A 21,879-nucleotide genomic window follows, 5' to 3' on the forward strand; every position below is an offset into this window, starting at 1 on the left:
CAAAGCTAGCCGACCGTTTTTTTAACTAAGTCACGGCCTAATTGCATCATGTGAACTTGATCTGGACCATCAGCTAAACGTAACGTACGTTGGCCAGCATAAGCATGTGCTAAGAAAGTATCTTGGCTAACACCAACGGCGCCATGACATTGAATGGCGCGATCGAGCACATCGAGTGACATATTAGGAGCAACAATTTTTATCATCGCAATGATATCTTTTGCGGCTTTATTGCCTTCAGTGTCCATCTTGTGAGCGGCTTTTAAAGTCATCAGTCGTGCTTGTTCAATTTGACAAGCAGAAATAGCAATATCTTCACGAATAGATTGTTGCTTGATCATAGGACGACCAAATACCACACGCTCGTTTACGCGCTTACACATAAGATCAAGTGCACGTTGAGCAACGCCAATTGAACGCATGCAATGATGAATACGGCCCGGCCCTAAACGGCCTTGGGCAATTTCAAAACCTTTACCTTCACCAACAATAATATTTTCAATGGGTACACGTACATTTTCAAAGGTGATTTCTGCATGCCCTTCTGGTGCATCGTTATAACCAAACACTTGCATCGGGCGCACTTTTGTTACACCTGGTGTGTTCATCGGAACAAGAACTTGAGATTGCTGAATGTAGCGATTGCTATTGTCGGGATCTGTTTTCCCCATGACGATCATAATTTCGCATTGCTGGCGACAAGCACCACTAATATAGAATTTACGACCGTTGATAACATACTCATCGCCATCGCGTTCAATACGCAATTCAATGTTGGTTGCATCGCTTGAAGCGACTTCTGGCTCAGTCATCGCAAAAGCCGAACGAATTTTCCCCTCAAGTAACGGCTCTAACCATTGTTTCTTTTGTGCTTCGTTACCGTATTTAGCTAATACTTCCATGTTTCCGGTATCTGGCGCCGCACAGTTAAACACTTCAGGTGCCCACATAACTTTACCCATGATTTCAGCCAGTGGTGCATATTCTAGGTTGGTTAAGCCTGCACTGTATTTACCGTAGCTTACGGGCAAAAATAAATTCCATAAGCCTTGGGCTTTTGCCTTGGCTTTTAACTCTTCCATTAATGGCGGTGTAGTCCATTGGTTTTCGGCAACTTGCTCATGCATTTTTTGTTCAACAGGATATACATGCTCGTCCATAAATGTTGTTACACGTTGAATTAAATCTTTAACCTTGTCACTGTATTCAAAATCCATGAGAAGTCCTTATTGTTGTTATTTTCAATGAAGAGCCAATAACATTATTGGCTTCTTTGATGTTTGGTTAGCTTAATTTCATTAATGCTGCTTTATTAAATGGCGCTATTTCATCTTCTTTATTTTGCTCAATTTTATTAACCCATTGAGGATCAACTAATAACGCCCGACCAATAGCCACAAGATCAAATTCATCATTATTTAATCGAGTAAGTAAACCTTCAATACCTGTTGGGTTTGATGTACCACCAAGGTCAACACTGCCTTCACCTGTAAAGTCACTATCAAGCCCTACACTGCCAACAGTAATAACAGGCTTATTGGTGATTTTTTTAGTCCAACCCGCAAGATTAAGATCTGAACCTTCAAATTCAGGTAACCAAAAACGACGAGTACTGGCATGAAATACGTCAACGCCTGCATCGCTAAGTAATGTTAATAAACGCTCTAATTCAGCCGGTGTTTGGCAAAGTTTGGCGTTATAATCTTGTTGTTTCCATTGTGAGAACCTGAAAATAATGGGGAAGTCTTCACCAACGGCAGCGCGAATAGCGGCAATAATTTCCACAGCGAATCGAGCGCGATTTTCTAAAGTACCACCATATTCATCAGTACGTTGGTTGGTGCCTTCCCATAAAAATTGATCAACGAGGTAACCGTGCGCGCCATGAATTTCAATGGCGTCAAAGCCAATGGCTTTAGAGTCAGCAGCGGCTTGGGCAAATGAAGCAACAACTTCATCAATGTCACTTTGGCTCATAGCAACACCGTTTGGTGCACCTGGCTTATATAAACCAGACGGGCTATAACCCGGCACTGATTTATCTGGCCCTACGCCTTCTTTACGAACCGAACCTACATGCCAAAGCTGTGGTGCAATTTTGCCACCTGCTGCATGTACTTCGTCGACTACATGTTTCCATCCTGCTAATGCTTCTTCACCAAAAATAGCCGGAACATTTTCATAACCATTCGCCGCTTTATGTGAGATAAAAGTACCTTCGGTAATAATTAACCCCACATTACCTTCTGCTCTACGACGGTAGTATTGAGCTACATCATTTGAGGGAATATTATTAGGTGAAAATGTACGTGTCATCGGTGCCATTACGGTACGATTTTTTAATGTTAAACCACCGGTTGAAAATGACTGAAAAAGTTTTGCTGAATTACTGTTACTCATATAACTTCCTAAATATTCTGAATTTTTGTTTAAAACTTGATAAAGATAATAAAATAGCCATTATCTTTTTTAGGTTGCTTAGCCAATTAAATAGCCGCCATCAACATTAATAGCTGTACCTGTTGTGTAACTTGAGGCGTTTGACACTAAATACAACACAGTGCCAGCCATTTCCTCTGGTTGAGCAACACGTTTCATTGGTACGTGATGCATCATTTGTTCTAAAATTTTCGGATTATTAACTAACGTTGAGGCAAATTTGGTGTCGGTACCACCCGGTAAAAGTGCATTCACTCGAATATTAAACTGTGCACATTCTTTGGCGAATGTTTTGGTCATCGAAATAACAGCAGCTTTGGTAATTGAATAAATACCTTGGTAGTCGCCAGGAATAACACCGTTTATTGAAGCAACGTTTACAATGGCACCGCCCTGATTAGCTTTCATAAGTTTTGCACCCATGGTTGACATAAAGAAGTAGCCTCTGATGTTTACATCAACGGTTTTTTGAAAAGCAGCTAAGTCAGTATCAAGCACATGGCCGAAATATGGATTTGCAGCAGCATTGTTAACTAAAATATCTAACTTACCGTGCTCCGATGATATTTGTGCAAAGATGGCTTCAATTTGGTCCATTTCTCCAATATGACAAGCAATAGCTTGTGCACTACCGCCTGCAGCAATAATTTGTTCTACTACCGCTTGGCAACCGTCAATTTTTCTACTTGATACAATAACGTGCGCACCATTTTCGGCCAGTAATTTTGCTATATGCTCACCTATACCACGACTTGCACCGGTTACTAATGCAACTTTTCCAGTTAAATCAAACAAATTATTGCTCATTATAATCTTCCTATTTAATGTCGTTTTACAATCTAAAAATTTTCTAATAAATTCTTTAGCAAGTTATCTAAAAGTTACCCAATCTGCCGGCTTATCGGCTAAATGCGCATAGTTATTTAAATAATCTATGCTTATCTTACCTTCCGAAAACAACAACTTAGTAACGCTAGTGTTACGCAGTTGTTGATTAACGGCTAAAGTGTTTTGATCCGTTAAATCAAGAACATGTTGAATAAGAACTGAAATAGTACCGCCTGAAGTAAAAATACAAATATCTTTTGAAGGCTCTGCCTTACTTGATAATTTTTTAGCAGCAAGTTCGTGATTAATTACATCGTAAAGTGCGGCTATACAGCGTTTTTTAAACATTGGCCAACTCTCTAAATAATCGCCATCGTGTTTACCTTCAACCCACCGATTAAGCGCTTGAGCAAACTCTTTTTGAAAAGCTTTATTTCCATCAGGTGACTTACTAATTAGTGATGCCATATGCGCAAAGCTTTTCCAGCGTGCATCTGAACGCGTTAACAAATCAACATGGTTAAATTCGTTAAAACCAGAATGTAATACCGTGGAAGGTTTATTGCCTTGGTAACCAATAAGGAAGTTTTCGAGGGTTTGTTCATGACGTAATAAATCGCCAGTAAATACTTTATTTGGGCTCGCTAATGTACGCCAAAATTTGCCCAAGTGCTGCGATTGCTGAGCACCTTTATCAGACAGTTGATCATAGTCAGCTTTACCAAAGGATGCTTGCCCATGGCGAATCAAATAAATAGCTGCCATTGTTTTACACCTCTACCATAACATATTGTTTATATATCATATTTAAGTATTCACTCAGTTTTTCCATAGAGGAATTAATGACTCTTCATGGTGTTAAAATACACTAATATCCTTATCCTAATCGCCCGCAAACAATTAAACAAATGAATAGTTCTAATAACCTTACATTCTTATTACGAATACTATGTATAGTGCTTAATTGTGACTAATCAATAAAGGTAATTTGTTGTTAGGCGGTAGTATTATGTGAAGAATGATCGTGGATTAACTGCTATTTATACCAATTGACTTAATGAATCGATCAATTTTAAACGAGGATAAATTTTCAGTAGCAAGGCGCTTGATTGATTAGGACATAGATGCCCGTAAGTAGAACAATGCAGGAGCAATTGTCGAGCAATAGCAGGCTATTGGCATTGAAAGCAACGTAGATACTGGATATTTAAACCGCTTTAGAATGATCGATTGTTTATATCAATTGGTATTACTATTTAATAAAGTCTTTTATAATTTACTTTTAAATCGATCAAATTAGATAAAAAAATGCCTTGTATAAATTACAAAGCATTTTATTTATTGCGTTGCTAATCGCTTGTAGTACCGATTAGCAAAATATCAATCGAACAGTATTATAAACTTTAAAATTCATAAGAAACCGTTGCACCGAATGTACGTGGTTGATTAGGGTATGAATTAAAGCTACCTGCTTGAATTGGTGGCGGGAATGATGACAGATGATATTCGTCATTATTAAGGTTGCGTACCCAAAGTTGTACATGAATGCCATTTTCGAAATTCAATCCAGCGCTCGCATTCAAGGTGCCAACCTCACGTGTTTCTGACTCCGGCACGTTTTCAACGAGGTGAACTTCACTTTCATAAAGGTAATCAGCACGAACATAACCATAAGCACCATTGTCCAGTTCATAACTGTAAGTAACACCTGCGGTTATACTACGTTCATGAATGCCCGCGGGCTTTTCTCCTGATAAATCCACCGGACCATCAAGCCCTGTAGCACCCTGGAATGAGTCATAAATCGGGTCAAGAAAAGTACCCGCTAAAGTAAAAGACCAGTTTTCAGTTGGATTATAAACAGAGTCAAATTCAATTCCTTTCGTACTTTGTTTACCCGCATTAGCTAAGATATAACCAGTACCAATAAATATTGATGATTGAAAGCCTTTAATTGTTTGGTCAAACAAAGTGACATTGAAGGCACCTTGTTTAAATCTTGCTTTTAGACCAAGTTCATATACTTTTGCCTCTTCTGGAGAAGCAAATCGGCCACCATAGGTTTGGTTAGCTAAAGCTAAATTGGCATTTTCTAATGCCGCTTGGTCGCTGGAAAATGGGTTACTATTACGTGATAAATTCCATGAAGATGCCTTAAAACCGGTAGCTGCTGAGGCAAATACATTAATATTATCATTAACTTCATATGCTAAACGTGTTGACCAAGTTGTTTTACTATCATCCGTTTTATTCTTTTCAACCGCGTTAGGTAAGCCCGGCATAGGGGGTAAAAACTGTAAACTTTTTAAGGTTGGAATTGCCGGAGCTAATGTTGGAATAAATGGCAAAGGCGCGCCAAAAACGGTTAAGTCGTTATCTAAATCAATACCCGACAATACATCAGTATTTATTTGGTTAGCGGTGATTTTTTTCTCATCTTTCGTGAAGCTTAAACCAAAAATAGCGGTTAACTTATCAGAAATATGATAATCAAAATTGGCAAACAAAGAATAGGCATCATTATCTTGTGTAAACTCTGAATTTACGGCTGATTGATTAGAAAAGAACGATCCTGGCGCAAGACCATAAACACCTTCAACTCCGCCTAGTAAACCTGCTGCACCACCAGCAGCCATTAAGACATCAAAATAATTCCTAATGTCGTCGCCGTAAAACAACGTATCACCCGTTTTTACCTCTTCTTGAAATATGTAAGCTCCGACCATCCACTCTAATTGTCTTGTCCCTGTCGATGTTAAACGAAACTCTTGAGTAAATGTGTCGATTTCAGTGTGACCACCCTCACGTAAAATATCGAGTGAAGTATAATCTACATCATTTAAAAATTCTGAGTCATTATGACGCACTGATGAAATTGAAGTAAATGTGAACTCTTCATAGTCTACATCTACTTGCAGCGATATACCGCCATCTTCAACAGTATTTTCAGGGTCAATATTCAATGACGATTTATAAGAAAATGGGTCAACATCGAGTACAACACCGCCTAGTGCTCTGACCGCACCAGTAGTAGGGCCGTTTATAACATCGTCTACGGTACAACACGCCTCATCAATTTCGCTGTAATCGGCTATTAATCTAAAGGTAACATCTTCTGTTGGTTCATATAATGCTTGCGCTCTAACATTCCATCGATCGCGATTATTAATTTCATTTAAACCAACAACGCTATCAGTGTAACCATCTCGTTTGTTATAACCACCTGATAAGCTTAATGCGAGTTCGTCAGTCACCCCGTTAGTGATGTAGCCTTTAACAAGTTTTTGGTTGAAATTACCGGCCCCTAACTCAATTTTCCCTTCTAATTCATGCGATGGTGCCATTGTTCTTACACTAATAACCCCTGCTGAAGCATTTTTGCCAAAGAGTGTACTTTGCGGACCACTTAGTACCTCAATTTGTTGTACGCGTGGTAAGTCACCAATTTGAGCAGCTGCACGTGAACGATAAACACCATCTATAAATACACCAACTGATGGCTCAATTCCGGTATTGTTTGTACCATTCCCGAAACCTCGTATAGCAAAATTGGTATTAACAGATCGTTGTAGTGGTGTAACACGCAAGGTAGGTACGAGTGTTTGTAAGTCGTTTATATCTAGTATTTTTGCTTGTTCAATCGCTTGACCGCTAACAACAGTAACAGCTACCGGTGATTCCTGCAGACCTTTTAGCCGCTTAGAGGCGGTGATCATAATACGTTCTACATCTTTATCATCATTTTGTGCCGAAGTAGTTGCTTCCTCTGCGCTTACGGCTGTTGAATTGATTGCTGTTAATACTGCTGAAACGAGTACTGCTCGTTTAAAAAACTTTGTTGCTAACTTTTGCTTCATCTTGAATCCCCGAGTTGCTATACATACCAAATCACACGTATTCATTAAAGTTATTCTGTTCAAATACATTGTTCGAACATGAATTATTATTTAAGCCTTTTTAATCTTGTTTTTAACTTATTGCTAAATAAGACTTAATTATAGTATTTGTTGTCACACTAATTTGTTGTCACACTAAATAGTGTAGAACAATTTTCGTACTACTTGACTAAGATAGGTTGAGATATTAAATTAAACAAATGAATAGTTTTAATAACCCACTATCTATATTGTGCATAGTTTGGGTTGGATTTTTGATTAATAAACAACAATGAGTGAAAATATATGAAGGTTGATTTAAATTTATTTGTCGTATTCGAAGCCATTTATTGTGAAGGGAATATTACGAAAGCAGCATCTGCATTAAACTTATCACAACCTGCGGTTAGTCATTCATTAAGTAAACTTCGTCATAATTTCGAAGACCCTTTGTTTATCCGACAAGGCAACGAAATGAGACCTACGCCTGTTGCCAATAATGTTATTGCCGATGTTCGGGAAGCACTACAACAATTAAAGGTTTGTTTAGCACAAGCTCGCCAATTTGAGCCTTTAGTGTCTAGAAATAACTTTAATATATCGCTGCATGGTGGGTTTGAAGCTTCTTTTTTACCGCCACTTATGCAACGAATAAAAAAAGAAGCACCATTAATAAATTTGCAAAGTAGCCGACGGGTTAACCGCAGTGAATTAGAAAACAAACTCGCTAGTGGTGATGTAGATTTAGCAATAGATACTTTAGTACCTGTTAGCGACAACATTTTACACACTCAATTAGATCAAAATAAACTCGTTGTTCTCGTTAGAAAAGATCACCCTATTGTAAAATCATCACTTGATTTAGATACTTACCTTTCTCAAGATCATGTATTGGTTTCATCGCGTACAATAGGACCAAGTATAGAAGACTTTGAATTAGGCAGGTTGGGCATGCAACGCAAGATTGGACTTAGGTGCCAGCATGCTTTTTCTGCTTGTAAAGTAATTGCTCAGAACGACATGCTATTAACGTTAATTGAAACAACGGCAAAATTGTACAGTGAGGTGCTTGATTTAGTGGTATTCCCATTACCTGTAACTTTGCATGATATTGACGTACATTTATATTGGCATACCAATGTTGACTTTGACCCTGCAAATAAATGGCTTAGGAATCAAATTATTCAGGCTGCTTCAAATATTTAATTTATATTAGCTATGAGTATGCAGAAGTACTAGCAGCGAGTTTAATACTTCAAGTAGTAAGTAGTAAGTAGTAAGTAGTAAGTCGAACTTATTGCTATTTTTCAGGATGAAACCAAATTTCAATTTCATCTGTAACTTCTAAAAATTTAGCACTATGTTCGACATTAGCGGGTACATGATACCATTGGCCAATTTTGATATGTTGAGTTTTACCCTGCATTGTTAAAATTAATTCCCCACGGGTGATAACACCGTAGTTATCGGTATCATGTTTATGTAAAGGAATATTAGTACCTGCGGGGTAAGAAGCAAACAACACATCACTGCCATTCGCAGCTAGTTTATATGCGTCAAATCTACCATCGAATAACGGTAGCGATTTAATTTTACTCGGATAGTTCCCTGCCATTATTTTTCCCGTTGCTTTATTTGCAGTGAAGTTAAAAAACCAAAAGTAATAAATTTTTTATTGTTTAGTTAAGAGGGTAAAGCTACTGCATGGTTTGCCACTTTTGAATAATAGTGTCTAATTCTCCTGAGGCTTTTAAATCAGTAATTATGTTATCTATTGTCTGAACAGTTTCCGGTGATACAGACGCTTTGCTAAACATGAAGTGTATTGCCGATTGGTAAATGATTAATGTGTGTTGTTCAAACTCATCATTCATTTGATATTTCTTAGAGAATGCTTTAATCGTAGCAGGATCAACAAGAAAGCCATCAATATGGCCTTGCATAAGTAGCGTCACATTTTCTTCGATATCAACAACTTCACTAATATGTTCTCGAAACTCTGATTTTTTCATTAAAGCTTGATATTCTTCACCATAATAATATCCACTTTCTATACCTATCATATATTCGCTGTTTATAAGATCTGATAAAGAATTTAATTTAATCGCTTTAACGGTTCCTTTTTTAACAAAAAGATTTACAGTTTCTTGTCTATAGGCTTGGGTGAACATAGCATAACGTAACCTTTCTTCATTATACGATGCGCCCATTGCAACATCTAATTGACCTATTTTTATGTAGTGTAAATGTCGCTTCCAAGGTAACTCGGTGTAAGCGACTTTATAATCAGTTTTGGCAAGTATGGTATTGAGAATTTCAAAGTCTAAGCCAACAAGGTGTTGTTGGCTATTTCGGTATTGATAAGGAAACCAAAGTTCCCATCCAATCTGTAATGCTTTAGCGCTGACATTAAAACTTATAATTAGTACAAAAATGATAAATAAATTTTTCATGTTATACCTCATATTTAATTAAGTCAGCTTAGCTAATAATAGCCTTTAAAGTAATGAAGGTTTTAGTTTTAGTACCAGTGCAGGATCTAACCTCATACTAAACCAATTAATTCGCCAATCTAAATGTGGTCCTGTTGCCCTTCCACTTGCACCTACGGCTGCAACTACTTGACCTTGGTTAACTTTATCGCCTTCTTTAACGTACGAACCGCTCAAATGTAAAAACGTTGATGTGACTCCATGTCCATGATCAATTATCATGGTACCACCAGAGTAAAACATATCACTTACATACATTAATACTATGCCATCAGCTGGTGCTTTAACAGGATCACCTTTATCACCCGCATAATCTAAACCATAATGTGGCGTTTTTGGTACGCCGTTATAATAACGCTGACTACCATATACGCCAGTAATTATGCCATCTATAGGTGCGATAAAGCCTTTTGCAAACGCGGTTAAGTCGCTATCAGTTTTTCGAGCTGCTCTTATTTTTTTATTATCTTCCCCAACACGACTAATCGCCTTCTTGTTTGGGTTCATAATTTTTTTTGCAATACCATTAACACGTTGAATGTTATATTTTCGTTTTAATGGTTTTAATATGCGTTTTTCGGTTTCACCATTTGGGTTCGTAATTATAAGCTCGCTGTTGTTTTTCTCATCTCGACTAAAACCCAGTGCATAGTCACCACTTTTAGAGACTTTAATCACTTCGCCATTTAGGGTAACTTTATTCTCTGGTTTAGTTTTACCAACAATAAGTGAGCCTTGAAAAAATTGCTCACTGGTTACTGTTTCAGCTTGCACAAAGCACACTTGCATAAGTAACAAAGCCGATAAAAACAGTTTGCTTGATAACAATATTTGTTTACCCATGAGCAATAGCACCTTTTGCTACACCTTCAAAAGCGACAACTTTAAACTCATCTAACGGTGATTGTTTTTTAAGTTGGCGTACAATAAAGTCTGCCAGTAACTCAACCGTTGAATCGCAATCAACCACATCTAAAATGTTACTGGGTACAGCAATATCAAATCTTCCTTGCGGTGCATAGTAAGAAAATAATTGGTGATCGGGAGTCAAATTAGTCATAGCCGTGTCAGATAACTCGATATCATTTAACGCGATTCGGTCAGCTTCAGTGGCTAAGTAAATATCTTGCCAACGTAAACTCCACACTTCTTCTAACGCTGTTGAGCGTTTACCATTTTTATAGATATGAATTTTTGAACGATGGCCATGGGCAATACGCTGGCAATTACCATCATGTAGTTTCAAACCGTGGGTATAGTGATAATAAGCACCGTTAATAACTTCAGGACGTAGTTTTAACGTTAAACCTTGCACATTTTTAGGTAAATGCGAAAGAATTATAGTCGTTAAATAGTCTGTTACCGACGCGATATCAATTTCTTGTGTTTCAATTTTAGCAAATGCGCAGCTCGGTGACTGTAAATAATATGCACCTTGTTTTGATTCAAAGTTTACAAACTCGTGACCTGCTCTTTGCGTGGAGAGTTCTGCACTAATAGCACTATCTTGCATGGGTAACAATAATTTATGATCTACGGCATCATCGATAATGGCTTTAATTTGTTTTTTAACCACGGCAAAATCTAATACCATGCTCATTTCATTTAAGCTGCCATCAAGTAACACATCTACAATCCAGCTTTCACCAACAATGCCACGTGTACTACAACAATAAGAAAAGTCGATAACGGTTAAGTCATTTACAAATAACTGCATTTTCTATTTATCCTTACTTTACTTGCCAAGCGATGGTTTCATCTGCGCGAATTGGCACTACTTTTTCAAGGCCAAAAGCCATAGTAGCTGGTACATTCCACGCTTGTTTTACTAATGTTATTTTGTCGCTATTTACCGGTAAATTATAAAATTTTGGACCGTTTAAGCTGGCAAAACCTTCAAGCTTGTCTAATGCGCCTGCTTGTTCGAACGCCTCAGCATATAGCTCAATTGCAGCATGGGCAGTATAAGCCCCTGCACAACCACAAGCGGCTTCTTTAGCATGTTGTGGATGCGGCGCTGAATCGGTACCTAGAAAGAATTTGTCGCTACCACTTGTTGCCGCTTCAATTAACGCGTGCTGATGAATATTACGTTTTAGTATAGGTAAACAATAAAAATGAGGACGAATACCGCCAACTAACATGTGATTACGGTTAAATAATAAGTGGTGTACTGTAATAGTTGCGGCAACATTTTCGCTAGCTTCTTTAACAAAATCAACGGCATTTTTCGTGGTAATGTGCTCTAACACTATTTTTAATGTTGGGTACTTGGCAACTAATGGACGTAAAATAGTGTCGATAAAAACTGCTTCACGGTCGAAAATATCAATGTCATGATCGGTAACTTCGCCATGCACTAATAATGGCATGTTCACTGCTTCCATCGCCGCTAATACAGAGGCAATATTATCAACATTAGTAACACCTGATGAAGAGTTAGTGGTAGCACCAGCGGGATAAAGTTTAGCCGCGTAAACAATACCTGATGCTTTTGCTGCTTTAATATCTTCAGCGGTAGTTTGATCGGTTAAATACAACACCATTAACGGTTGAAATTGTTTACTTGGCTTAGCCGCCATAATACGTTGATGATATTGCGTTGCTAATTCAGCATTAGTTACCGGTGGCACTAAGTTTGGCATAATAATAGCGCGTCCGAAGTATCGGCTAATATCAGCAACGGTATTATTCAATGCTTCGCCATCGCGTAAATGTACATGCCAGTCGTCTGGTCGAGTAATTGTTAATGTGGTCATTTTCTTTCCTAATTTTGTTATCTTCTATCACTTAAAATCAGCAATAGCTGCTATATACTTTACTTATCTAACCGAATATCACTGCTATTCGTGTTCTGAATCTTCTACTTGAATTTGACCAGTATCTGCATTGCTGCTCATCGCTGGCTGAGAAGAGTTAGCAGTTTGTTGAGCATTACTTTCCATTAACGCTAAGAGTTGATCTTTTAAATTCGGCGGTACTTTATAAATAGTAATACTTTCGTTAGCCGGACTATAAACAACATCTTGACCAAAATGGCTACGCTCAAAACTTAAGCTAATACCATTACCATAACCCGAGTATTTAGTAACTTTATTAACCACAGCTTGGTCATGCGGAAACGATTCTTCTATTGGGTAAGATTGCTCTTGGCAAAATTTATAAAAGTCTTGCCCGCTTTCTTCTGTTTTAATAACGTTACCAATTTCTTGTAATGAAACGTCTTGGGCTGACTCTTTTTGCTCTTTACAATAACTGAGTAGTTCTTTGCGTGTTTGTTGCTTTTCATTAGCGTCAAACTGGTTAACCGACACATAATCTTCAACAGCTTGTACTAAGGTTTGTGTTTGTTCTTTTGAATTTAAACCTTCTTCACAACTTAAAAAGTCTAAGAAAAAGTCTGACACTTTTCTACCTGCTCGACCTTTAATAAAAGAGATATAACGATTACCTTCGGCATTATTTTGGTAGTCAAATAAATCAATACGAGCGGCTAACTGTAATTTATTAGTATCAAGATGTTGATCTGCTGAAATATTTAATTCGCCGTCAACAGTGTAATGCTCAGAAATAGGAATTATTGCGACCAATAAATAACGACCGCCCATATATTCGTAGTGGCAAACAATTAAATAGCCTGTTTCTGCTAGGTCATATTTTTCTAATTCATTTTTAAGTAAATTACCGGCTTGGCTACTAAATTGATGAAAACTTTGAGCATCGCCCAAATAGCTTTCCATTATATCAACAAATCGGGCCGAATCGCCTTCAGCTGGCATCGATGAAAAGTGCCCGTAAGCCTTACTGCCTTTGCTGTTATAAATTTTATGTAGTGCATCAACAAAACTTTCTATTTTGCTGCTAGCTGTAACATTTTCAGGCCCTAACCTGAGTACAACTTCACCAGTTTCTTCTTTTTTAGTTAAAAAATGCAGTGCAATATTCGAAATTATTAAGCTCATAGTTAAAGGTCAGTATTATATTGTTCAGGCATTTGATAAACTTAAGTCTGTTTATTAAATTACCATTAAGTGTTTAAGATGCCTATTGTATCCAAGTATTCCAACGAACGTGTAGAAAAAATTATTAAAGATTTGCTTGATGTTCTCGTCAATGAGTCTGCAACCCCTGATCTAGCGCTAATGTGCCTAGGAAATACCTTAACAGAAATTATTGTAAATAATGTCCCGAAAGAAGAACAAGGGCCATTAATAGACAATTTTACCAAGGCTTTAAAACAATCTATACAAAATTCTAAATAAAAAGTATAAATACAAAGCGACATTCATTAACAATAATAAGAGTATTAAACGACGCAATGGCTTCATTTGAATCTAAACCCTATAGTAAGCGCCTATTACAGTTAGTTAGTTGGAGCCACTGGTTCACTTTTTTTAATATTATTGCGGCGATTTTATTATCGTCAATTTATGTTTTTAGTGAATCAATGCCCGAAACGTTACTTGGCCAAACGTATTTAGTAACGACTTGGCTAAGTCATATGGCTTTCTTAACGTTTATGAGTTTTGTACTCATTTTGTTTCCGATAATGCTGTTATTCCCTCGTACTCGGTTTATACGTGTTGCCGCGTCAATTATTTTTACCATTGAATTATTACTGCTTTTATTAGATGCCTTTATTTATAATCGTTTAGGTTATCATTTAAATATTTCTTCAAGTGCACCAATACTCGAACTTATTACCAATGAAATTCAGCAAAATAGCCGAGTTTTTTGGTTTGTTAGTTTAGTATTAACACTGGTTATATTGTCGTTTGAACTTATAACCTCTAACTATGCTTGGAAACATTTAAAATCACTTCAAAAAACAATATTTGCACGCTTTCTCGTTATCCCTTTGGTGTGTTTTTTCTTTTTTAGTCACATTATACATATTTGGGCAGATGCTAATCTTGAGTACGACGTATTGCGCCAAGACACCACTTTGCCACTGACCTACCCGTCTACCGCCAAAACCTTATTAACTAAATATGGTATGTTCGACCGAGTTGATTATATTGCTCGTCGTACAAGCCCATTGGCCTTTACCGATACCGTGCCAGCATACCCTCAATATCAAGGTCAATGCCCAAATGAGTTAGCCTTAAAACAATCAGTTTTCATGGTAGTTACAGACAAAACATTACAAACTCAACAATTAGATAAAATTAAGCAAAGAGTCAAGCGTGGCAAGCTCTCGCTTGAAAATCACATTGATAACGCGTTACCAAAAGATGCTTGGTTTAACCTTTTTTATAGCCTGCCAAGTATTTATAAAAAGTCATTAATTGAACAGCATGCTCAACCTTTATTATTCCAAATTATTGAGCAAAAAAATCTTGCGAAATCCTTTACTATTATTGGTGAAGATACCAGTGAATCATCTGTTACGAATTCAAATGGTTTATTAAGTATTACTAATGAACTATTCGCAACTACAACTAAACTCAACGATATTTCTAGTTTAATTTTTGCTGATAAACTTAATAGTTATTCAGCTGGATTACATGTATTTTATTTTAAAGGTGACAATAGTTATCAATTTGAACTATTTTTAGATGCCTTAATGTCTGCACAAAATAAGCAACAAAACGATAACAAGCGCAACGATATTCTTTGGGTTAGCTCAATAGGAAATAACACTGTTGATACCAGTTTATCGATTAAACCAGCGTTACTTATTTTGCCTGAAAGTAAGAATAAGCTTATTAACAATTTAACAAGCCATATGGATGTACAACCGACATTAATTAAGCGTTGGTTAAACTGCGATATTAATGAGAAAAGTTACAGTAATGGTACAGATATTAAAGCGTTAGATCATGACCGAATCATTGCCAATACTATGGATAACGGCATAGTCGTTTTTAATAAAGATAAGTCTATGTTTGTTGATCAAAATGGTAACTTCCAAAGTTATTCTATTCAACTTGCAGCACCTATTACGGCAAAACCTGATTTCCCATTAATGATTGATGGAGTTAACTTTATTAAACAATTCAGCAAGCAAGCACAAAGCGTACAATAATTAGTCGCTTAGCTTGTATAATGATGTTTTTTAATTGCATTCGACCGATAAATCTTTAATATAGCTCGCATAAGCTTTTATCCCCATCAAGCTTATCATTCGGGGTATAGCGCAGCTTGGTAGCGCGTGCGTCTGGGGGACGTGAGGTCGCAAGTTCGAATCTTGCTACTCCGACCAAATTAAGTAATATAAATAGCCACTTAGCAATAGTTCGATGAACGGTTCAAGTGGCTTTTTTGTCTCTGTCTAACGTATGTCTAACACTGGCCTAAAATTTTATTTTATATCGAAACGCTTTTCTTAAATATTTACACTTCAGCTAAGCGGTTGTTGATGCCCTATTCTGCTCACATTAACAACTAATTTTAGGTATATCGCGCCATTTACTGGTAAAGCTAGGTGAAAGAAACTCGCGTCGCATATGCCACTTTTCAATGCGGCCCTGTGCTGCTAGTTGTAATGTTTCATTGCCGTAGCGATTATTTATGCCGTCGTAGCAGTACATTAATGCCGGGTCATCATTATTTGGCCAAAATAAATCCTGTTGCTGAAACTGACTATTCTCCAGTTCAATAGCGCCAACACCACAACGGTAAAAGTTAACGCCACTTGCATACACGCGATTAAAAACCGCTGATATTGCATTGGCAATATGAAGAGTATTGTCTGTTGCAATAGCAAACTCATAAATTATTGATTTGTTATAGTAATTATCATCATGAGGGGAGCTAGCGGCAAATACAGCTAGTCGCTTTACCCGTGAATGCTGCTTTCTTAATTTTCGACCGACAATTGCACCATGGCTTACTAGCGCTGTTTTTAATTGATGAGTTTCGTTAATACGTTGCCCAAAGCTTCTGGTTGAAAATATTTCTTGTTTAGGCTGTTTAACTTCATCCCAATTTATACAAACAATACCGTTGAGTTCGTTAACTGTTCGTTCAACCAATACACTAAACTGACTACGCATCGCTTTAGGTGATTGATTTGCGAGATCCCAGGCGCTAGTTATACCTAACACGTTTAAACGCTTTCCTAATCGGCTGCCAATACCCCATACGTCAGTCACGGTCATTTTTGACAATACTTCTTTGCGTGATGCGGCATTATTAACAACGGCTACACCATTATATCCCGGTAATTTTTTAGCGGCATGATTAGCGGCTTTAGCTAATGTTGCTGTTGTGCCAAAACCAACACCAACCGGTAAACGTGTTTCTTGCCAAACAGCACGGCGTATATCATGGCCGTATTGCTGCCAATCGTTAATAATGTGATTATATTTTTTGAATTGTAAAAATGATTCATCAATCGAATATACATATTGGTTATCGCAAAAACGGCCAATAACATTCATCATTTTCTCGCTCAAATCCGCATATAACTCATAATTAGACGATCGAATCACCACATTATGCTTTGCCAAGAACGGTTTGATTTGAAAATAAGGCTTAAATTTAGGAATACCTAAGTGTCGGCCCATTGGGCAAACTGCGCATATGCAACCGTCGTTATTGGTGAGCACTACGACAGGTCTATTTCTAATTGATGGATCAAAAACCTTCTCACAAGATGCGTAGAAAGACACCGCATCAACTAACGCATACATGTACTAAGTTCCTTAACCTGTCGATGTAAACGAATTGAGCGTGTAACCACCCCTTCTATTTGAAACTCATCTTCTGGGGTAATATTTACTGGCTGGTGTTTAAACGATGCAGATAACAATCTAGCATTCTTTTTATCAATAAACTTGCAAGTAAAACAACCGTTGTAATTTGCAACGATAACATCGCCATCTTTTACTGGCTCACTGCGATCAACTAACAATAAATCACCATCAAAAATACCAACCTCCTGCATTGAAGGCCCTTGCGCTAAACCAATAAATGTTGCATCAGGGTTTGATACTAGGAGCTGATCAAGTGATAGACCAAGCTCTTTGTATTCAGCCGCAGGAGATTCAAAACCAGAGATACCAGCTTCAATAAAAATAGGAATAACTTTCATAAAACGCGCCCACACTGTGCATTTAAACAGTATAGGCGAAGATATAAAATTGAGGAAGCTTTTTTGTTATATTCATGTGGTGATTAATCACATAACAACAGCTAAACGAGCCAACTAGAACAAAGCCTGTGAGAGGACAAGTGTATCTATCACGTTTGGGTGAACAATGTTTTTAAGGTATTTCTAGTTCGCAACTTATCTGGAGCATGGATAACAAACCATAGCTCGAATATATGTCAGTACAGTTTGCTTTAAGCAAGCGAAAGCGCCTGTCATCATGAACAAAAGTATGAAAAGAGTAATGCTCTGTAATCAAAAACATAAGCCCGTTTTGTTATGTTTTCGTATTCACTTGGGTTGACATCAAGGAAGCGTCCACATATGTCCTGTTAAATTTCTGTTAAATTTGTTAAATTTCATTTCGCCCCTAAGAAGTATTTTTGTAACTTTTTCAATTGAACAAGCGAATAGAAACCAAGCGCCAATATTATGAAAGCTTTCCAGTAATGAGGCTTAGAAAAAAAATCAATTGCTGCAAATAAAGCAATAACAACAACATAGGATATAAAAACATGTTTATCTAGCGAGCTAATCTTGCTACGAATTTTTTTCGTAAAAGGTAAGAAGGTATACCCTCCGATAAACAGTAAACACAACAAACCTCCTAATTGCCAGCCATGTTTAGCTAAAAGTACTATAGGTGCTCCGTAAAGGATAAAACATGCTATAGCTTTATTGTTTGAAATATTTTCCATTACATTCTCTTATATTAATTACAGCTTAATGGTATGTCACAGGCTACTGTGACAGCATCATTCAAATGCCCTATATTGCTAATTGTTTGGGCTAATGGACGATATATAAAACTAGTTCCCGCACTTAATGGTCCCGTAACTAAGGATATTAAGTTTTGTGGTGATTGATCTAAAGAATAAGCAATTTAGGGTGAGTGTCATGTTAATTGGTAATCAATTTAGGATGAGTGTCTTGTTAAATATTTTTTCGTATTCACTTGGGTTGACATCAAGGAAGCGTCCATATATGTCCTGTTAAGTTGTTTTTAAAGGTTTCATTTATTAGAGTTGTCTTTTAACCAATCTAACACTTTTTGCTTATAAATTTCAGATTTACTTCCTTTTTTGAATGAGTGTTCATGCTTCTTAATTATTTTAAAGATATCATTTCCGTAATTATCTTTTTTATTATAATTTGCACCCGCTTTGAGTAATTCTAAAACCATATCGTAGCGAGCAAAACTAGCAGCAGTTAAAATAACTGAAATACCATAAGAATCTGTAAAATTAATATCACAGCCATTTTTTATTAATACCTTGAAGCAGTTAGGTATTCCTGACTCAATATCCATATTAATCGTTTTAAATATGGGGGATGCTTTTGCATAACCTGCTTTTAAATCTGGATTCCCTCCTCCTTGTATTGCTATATCAAGAAAATCACAATCTTTCATTTGAGCTGCCCAATGCAACACTGTACCTCCATCATCAAATAATATGTTAGGATCTGCGCCATGTTTAATTAATGCGCTAAACCCTTGTTTACTTTGTAATGCAAAAAACAAAGGTGTGCCATTTATTTTTCCACGCGTATTAACATCAACACCTTTTGCAATTAACTTTTCAATTTCCTTAACACTACCCTTCGAGGCTGACTTTGCCAAGGCCAGTGCATTAGGCTCTTCAAAAACCTCTTCAATATCCATATAAGCAAGCAATTTGCCCCCTGCTTGGCTATTAGAACTTGCGTTAACTGAAGAGCAGCTAACCAACAGCATAGACATCAACGATAAAATTAATATTTTCATAAACTACCACCGTCTTAACATGATGTTCCCATAGCCGCACATACATTTGGCATAGTATGAGGCCCAGCATGCCCTAAATTAATTTGTGTTCCTGGTACACTAGCTCCTGAAAAAGCATTTATAGCTCTAATACCATCATACCCACTATAGTAATGAGTAATGGAGCCATTATTTCTAGAAAAGCTTCCAATTGTGCTATTCCTAATTCCTGCCGCATTGAATACAGTTGCACTTCCTCCAGTCACAATTGCTGCTGCCGATGCCAAACCTCCACCTAAAGAATGTCCTGTAAAGTGCACATTACCACCAAATCTAGTATTCATTCTACCTGCAAGACCAATAGCAGAGCTGTATTGAGCAGAGTCTAAACCTAGTCCTTGTAATAAATTTGCTTTCATATCAAAAATTAATAATGACACTCATTCTAAATAAAGCTTAATCACATAACGACGATATTATAATATCTTTCTCTTTGTCATGACCAAATGACTGCTTTTGTCTAAAAATAGATACGAAACTACCACTTTAGGCCCAAGCTATACTAATACATCAATTTTCTGGCAAGTATCAACCTCAAGTACTGACTTGTTGACTTTATGGCGTTTAAAATCGGTAAATCGTGAACTTAGGCAAAGAGTTTTTTGCAGTGACTTAAGTTTTGTCGTCGTTTGAGCTGTTGGTGTTCGCAATAATCACTGAGTACATCTTCGCGCCCTATTGCGCCATGAAACTGTGTTTTAAATTCAGTGGTGATGATTAGCCAGTTTTCAGCTGATATGTTTAATCGGCTCAGTATGCTGGGTAGGTTTTCGTCGATGTAGCCAGGTTTATCTTCTCTGATACAACGACCGGTGAGTTCGATTAACTGTAAATAATCAGTCAGCTCAAACGGTAGGCCTTTCGGCATGTTTTCTCTGGGGTTGCCAACAAAGGGCATGAGGGTTTTGGGTTGTTGGCTTTGTGTTGCATGCTCGCAGCGTAGTTTTACACTGGTGTGCGTTGAATCTTCTGGGGTATTGGCGATATTGGCGCGAATGGGGTTTAAGTCCACATAAGCCATACAAGCAGCAAGTGCGGCTTCATCAAGTAAAGCTTGAGATTTAAAACGACCTTCCCAGAACCTGCCTGTGCAGTTATCTTCTTGGTTGGCGGCTCGTGCAATGTGTTCGTTGATATAGCCCATAAACCAGCTGATTTTCATCAGGCGTTTGCGATACACTTCAGCGGTAGCTTCAACGATAGCCATTAAGTGTTTTGGAAGTACATCACCACGACAGTATTGTTGTGTGAGTAATGTGCCTTTGTATAAGCGGTGCCAACGCTCAAGCACCTCTTTCATGCTCCATTGTGTGGCTTTTTCTTCATCAATAAATAACACCACATGATAATGGTTACTCATTACCGCATAAGCACAAACGTCAATGGCAAACACTTGGCTGAGAAAGTGTAACTTCTCTTCTATCCATTCTCGCCTGTGTTCAAAGCTTTGTCCTGATAAGGTGTCTTCACCGCATAAAAAAGCACGTCGAACACAACGCGCCACACAATGATAATACGGGGTGTCGATTAAACTGATTTGCTGCTTCCTTGGCGTAGCCATAACTCACCTGAGATAATGTTGTGGGGTTTTCTTAGTTTAGTTCAGTGTTCTGTAATTTCAATTTAGAATGGGTGTCCAGTTAATTTCGTAACGATAGCCATTAAGTGTTTTGGCAGTACATCACCACGACAGTATTGTTGTGTGAGTAATGTGCCCTTGTATAAGCGATGCCAGCGCTCAAGCACCTCTTTCATACTCCATTGTTGGGCTTTTTCTTCATCAATAAATAACACCACATGATAATGGTTACTCATTACCGCATAAGCACAAACGTAAATGGCGAATACTTGGCTGAGAAAGTGTAACTTCTCTTCTATCCATTCTCGGCGGTGTTCAAAGCTTTGTCCGGATAAGGTATCTTCACCGCATAAAAAAGCGCGTCGAACACAACGCGCCACACAATGATAATACGGGGTGTCGATTAAACTGATTTGCTGCTTCCTTGGCGTAGCCATAACTCACCTGAGATAATGTTGTGGGGTTTTCTTAGTTTAGTTCAGTGTTCTGTAATTTCAATTTAGGATGGGTGTCCTGTTAATTTCTATTCCTACATAGACATTATTATCCCACCAATACAAACAGCTAATAAGCTAGAAATTGCTATTATTGAGCTTATAACTCCTAAGTTTTTGTTACTATTTTTAAAAAAGGAATATACCGAAAAGCCAATAAACAATACTCCGACATAAAAAACAGTCCATTCCACAAACAAATAAGTAAATACAACAATACAAGTTAAAAGCGTAAAAATGCGTTGTGCTTTATTTTCTTTTAATAGTTCCACA

General features: G+C 37.4%; 21 protein-coding genes, 1 tRNA gene and 1 pseudogene. 4 read left to right on the forward strand and 19 right to left on the reverse strand.

The annotated features are described in order from the left end of the window. Positions 1–5: 5 nt before the first annotated feature. From AC27H3_RS05270 to AC27H3_RS05290, 5 genes are all read right to left on the reverse strand, one after another. Positions 6–1,217: an acyl-CoA dehydrogenase family protein gene (locus tag AC27H3_RS05270; RefSeq protein ID WP_487104322.1), complete on the reverse strand. Its 1,212-nt coding sequence runs from the start codon at positions 1,215–1,217 to the stop codon at positions 6–8. A gap of 67 nt (positions 1,218–1,284) precedes the next feature. Beyond that, a complete protein-coding gene (locus tag AC27H3_RS05275) occupies positions 1,285–2,400 on the reverse strand; it encodes an NADH:flavin oxidoreductase (protein WP_487104324.1) in 1,116 nt (371 codons plus the stop codon). 78 nt (positions 2,401–2,478) lie between these two features. After that, entirely contained in the window at positions 2,479–3,246 is a 768-nt protein-coding gene (locus AC27H3_RS05280; protein ID WP_487104326.1) for an SDR family oxidoreductase, read from the reverse strand. A 63-nt stretch (positions 3,247–3,309) separates the two neighbouring features. Next, positions 3,310–4,032 (reverse strand): histidine phosphatase family protein, encoded by a 723-nt coding sequence (locus tag AC27H3_RS05285; protein ID WP_085303447.1) that lies wholly within the window; start codon positions 4,030–4,032, stop codon positions 3,310–3,312. Between the two features lie 638 nt (positions 4,033–4,670). Next, complete coding sequence (locus tag AC27H3_RS05290) at positions 4,671–7,124, reverse strand: TonB-dependent receptor (RefSeq protein ID WP_487104327.1); 2,454 nt, start codon at positions 7,122–7,124, stop codon at positions 4,671–4,673. Between the two features lie 324 nt (positions 7,125–7,448). Between AC27H3_RS05290 and AC27H3_RS05295 the strand changes: the two genes are divergently transcribed. Beyond that, complete coding sequence (locus tag AC27H3_RS05295; RefSeq protein ID WP_085303443.1) at positions 7,449–8,348, forward strand: LysR family transcriptional regulator; 900 nt, start codon at positions 7,449–7,451, stop codon at positions 8,346–8,348. 94 nt (positions 8,349–8,442) lie between these two features. Here AC27H3_RS05295 and AC27H3_RS05300 read toward each other — a convergent pair whose 3' ends face one another. The 6 genes from AC27H3_RS05300 to yejK form a co-directional block, all read right to left on the reverse strand. Further along, a complete protein-coding gene (locus AC27H3_RS05300; RefSeq protein ID WP_085303441.1) occupies positions 8,443–8,757 on the reverse strand; it encodes a cupin domain-containing protein in 315 nt (104 codons plus the stop codon). Positions 8,758–8,839: 82 nt separating this feature from the next. Then, positions 8,840–9,595, reverse strand: coding sequence for a substrate-binding periplasmic protein (locus tag AC27H3_RS05305; RefSeq protein ID WP_487104329.1), 756 nt, complete (start codon positions 9,593–9,595; stop codon positions 8,840–8,842). A 45-nt stretch (positions 9,596–9,640) separates the two neighbouring features. Then, on the reverse strand, positions 9,641–10,477 hold the full coding sequence (locus AC27H3_RS05310) for a M23 family metallopeptidase (protein WP_487104331.1): 837 nt from the start codon (positions 10,475–10,477) through the stop codon (positions 9,641–9,643). After that, entirely contained in the window at positions 10,470–11,351 is an 882-nt protein-coding gene (locus AC27H3_RS05315; protein WP_487104333.1) for a 6-carboxytetrahydropterin synthase, read from the reverse strand. The genes AC27H3_RS05310 and AC27H3_RS05315 overlap by 8 nt, the downstream gene beginning before the upstream one ends. A gap of 13 nt (positions 11,352–11,364) precedes the next feature. After that, on the reverse strand, positions 11,365–12,393 hold the full coding sequence (pyrC, locus tag AC27H3_RS05320) for a dihydroorotase (RefSeq protein WP_487104335.1): 1,029 nt from the start codon (positions 12,391–12,393) through the stop codon (positions 11,365–11,367). A gap of 84 nt (positions 12,394–12,477) precedes the next feature. Then, complete coding sequence (gene yejK, locus AC27H3_RS05325; RefSeq protein WP_487104337.1) at positions 12,478–13,596, reverse strand: nucleoid-associated protein YejK; 1,119 nt, start codon at positions 13,594–13,596, stop codon at positions 12,478–12,480. 78 nt (positions 13,597–13,674) lie between these two features. Between yejK and AC27H3_RS05330 the strand changes: the two genes are divergently transcribed. The 3 genes from AC27H3_RS05330 (at position 13,675) to AC27H3_RS05340 (ending at position 15,839) form a co-directional block, all read left to right on the forward strand. Beyond that, positions 13,675–13,896 (forward strand): YejL family protein, encoded by a 222-nt coding sequence (locus tag AC27H3_RS05330; RefSeq protein ID WP_085303430.1) that lies wholly within the window; start codon positions 13,675–13,677, stop codon positions 13,894–13,896. Positions 13,897–13,952: 56 nt separating this feature from the next. Next, positions 13,953–15,662, forward strand: coding sequence for a DUF3413 domain-containing protein (locus tag AC27H3_RS05335; RefSeq protein WP_487104339.1), 1,710 nt, complete (start codon positions 13,953–13,955; stop codon positions 15,660–15,662). A gap of 100 nt (positions 15,663–15,762) precedes the next feature. Beyond that, positions 15,763–15,839: transfer RNA gene (locus tag AC27H3_RS05340), tRNA-Pro, on the forward strand. A gap of 175 nt (positions 15,840–16,014) precedes the next feature. Here AC27H3_RS05340 and AC27H3_RS05345 read toward each other — a convergent pair. The 8 genes and pseudogenes from AC27H3_RS05345 to AC27H3_RS05380 all read right to left on the reverse strand — a co-directional run bounded on the left by AC27H3_RS05345 (position 16,015) and on the right by AC27H3_RS05380 (position 21,878). Then, positions 16,015–17,271, reverse strand: a complete 1,257-nt coding sequence (locus AC27H3_RS05345; RefSeq protein ID WP_487104340.1) for a Y-family DNA polymerase — start codon at positions 17,269–17,271, stop codon at positions 16,015–16,017. After that, positions 17,259–17,672 carry a LexA family protein gene (locus tag AC27H3_RS05350; protein WP_487104341.1) on the reverse strand — a complete coding sequence of 138 codons (414 nt, stop codon included), beginning with the start codon at positions 17,670–17,672 and terminating at the stop codon, positions 17,259–17,261. The genes AC27H3_RS05345 and AC27H3_RS05350 overlap by 13 nt, the downstream gene beginning before the upstream one ends. 416 nt (positions 17,673–18,088) lie before the next feature. Next, on the reverse strand, positions 18,089–18,427 hold the full coding sequence (locus tag AC27H3_RS05355) for a hypothetical protein (RefSeq protein ID WP_487104343.1): 339 nt from the start codon (positions 18,425–18,427) through the stop codon (positions 18,089–18,091). A gap of 314 nt (positions 18,428–18,741) precedes the next feature. Next, on the reverse strand, positions 18,742–19,494 hold the full coding sequence (locus AC27H3_RS05360; RefSeq protein WP_487104344.1) for an ankyrin repeat domain-containing protein: 753 nt from the start codon (positions 19,492–19,494) through the stop codon (positions 18,742–18,744). 14 nt (positions 19,495–19,508) lie between these two features. Beyond that, on the reverse strand, positions 19,509–19,913 hold the full coding sequence (locus AC27H3_RS05365; protein ID WP_487104346.1) for a Tle-like phospholipase domain-containing protein: 405 nt from the start codon (positions 19,911–19,913) through the stop codon (positions 19,509–19,511). Between the two features lie 206 nt (positions 19,914–20,119). Then, complete coding sequence (locus AC27H3_RS05370) at positions 20,120–21,094, reverse strand: transposase (RefSeq protein ID WP_487104348.1); 975 nt, start codon at positions 21,092–21,094, stop codon at positions 20,120–20,122. Between the two features lie 113 nt (positions 21,095–21,207). Next, positions 21,208–21,549, reverse strand: a pseudogene (locus AC27H3_RS05375) (transposase); the annotation flags it as partial. Between the two features lie 92 nt (positions 21,550–21,641). Then, positions 21,642–21,878 carry a hypothetical protein gene (locus AC27H3_RS05380; protein WP_487104350.1) on the reverse strand — a complete coding sequence of 79 codons (237 nt, stop codon included), beginning with the start codon at positions 21,876–21,878 and terminating at the stop codon, positions 21,642–21,644. Position 21,879: the final 1 nt, after the last annotated feature.

The sequence above is a fragment of the Colwellia sp. NW0002-52-1 genome, assembly GCF_057550865.1.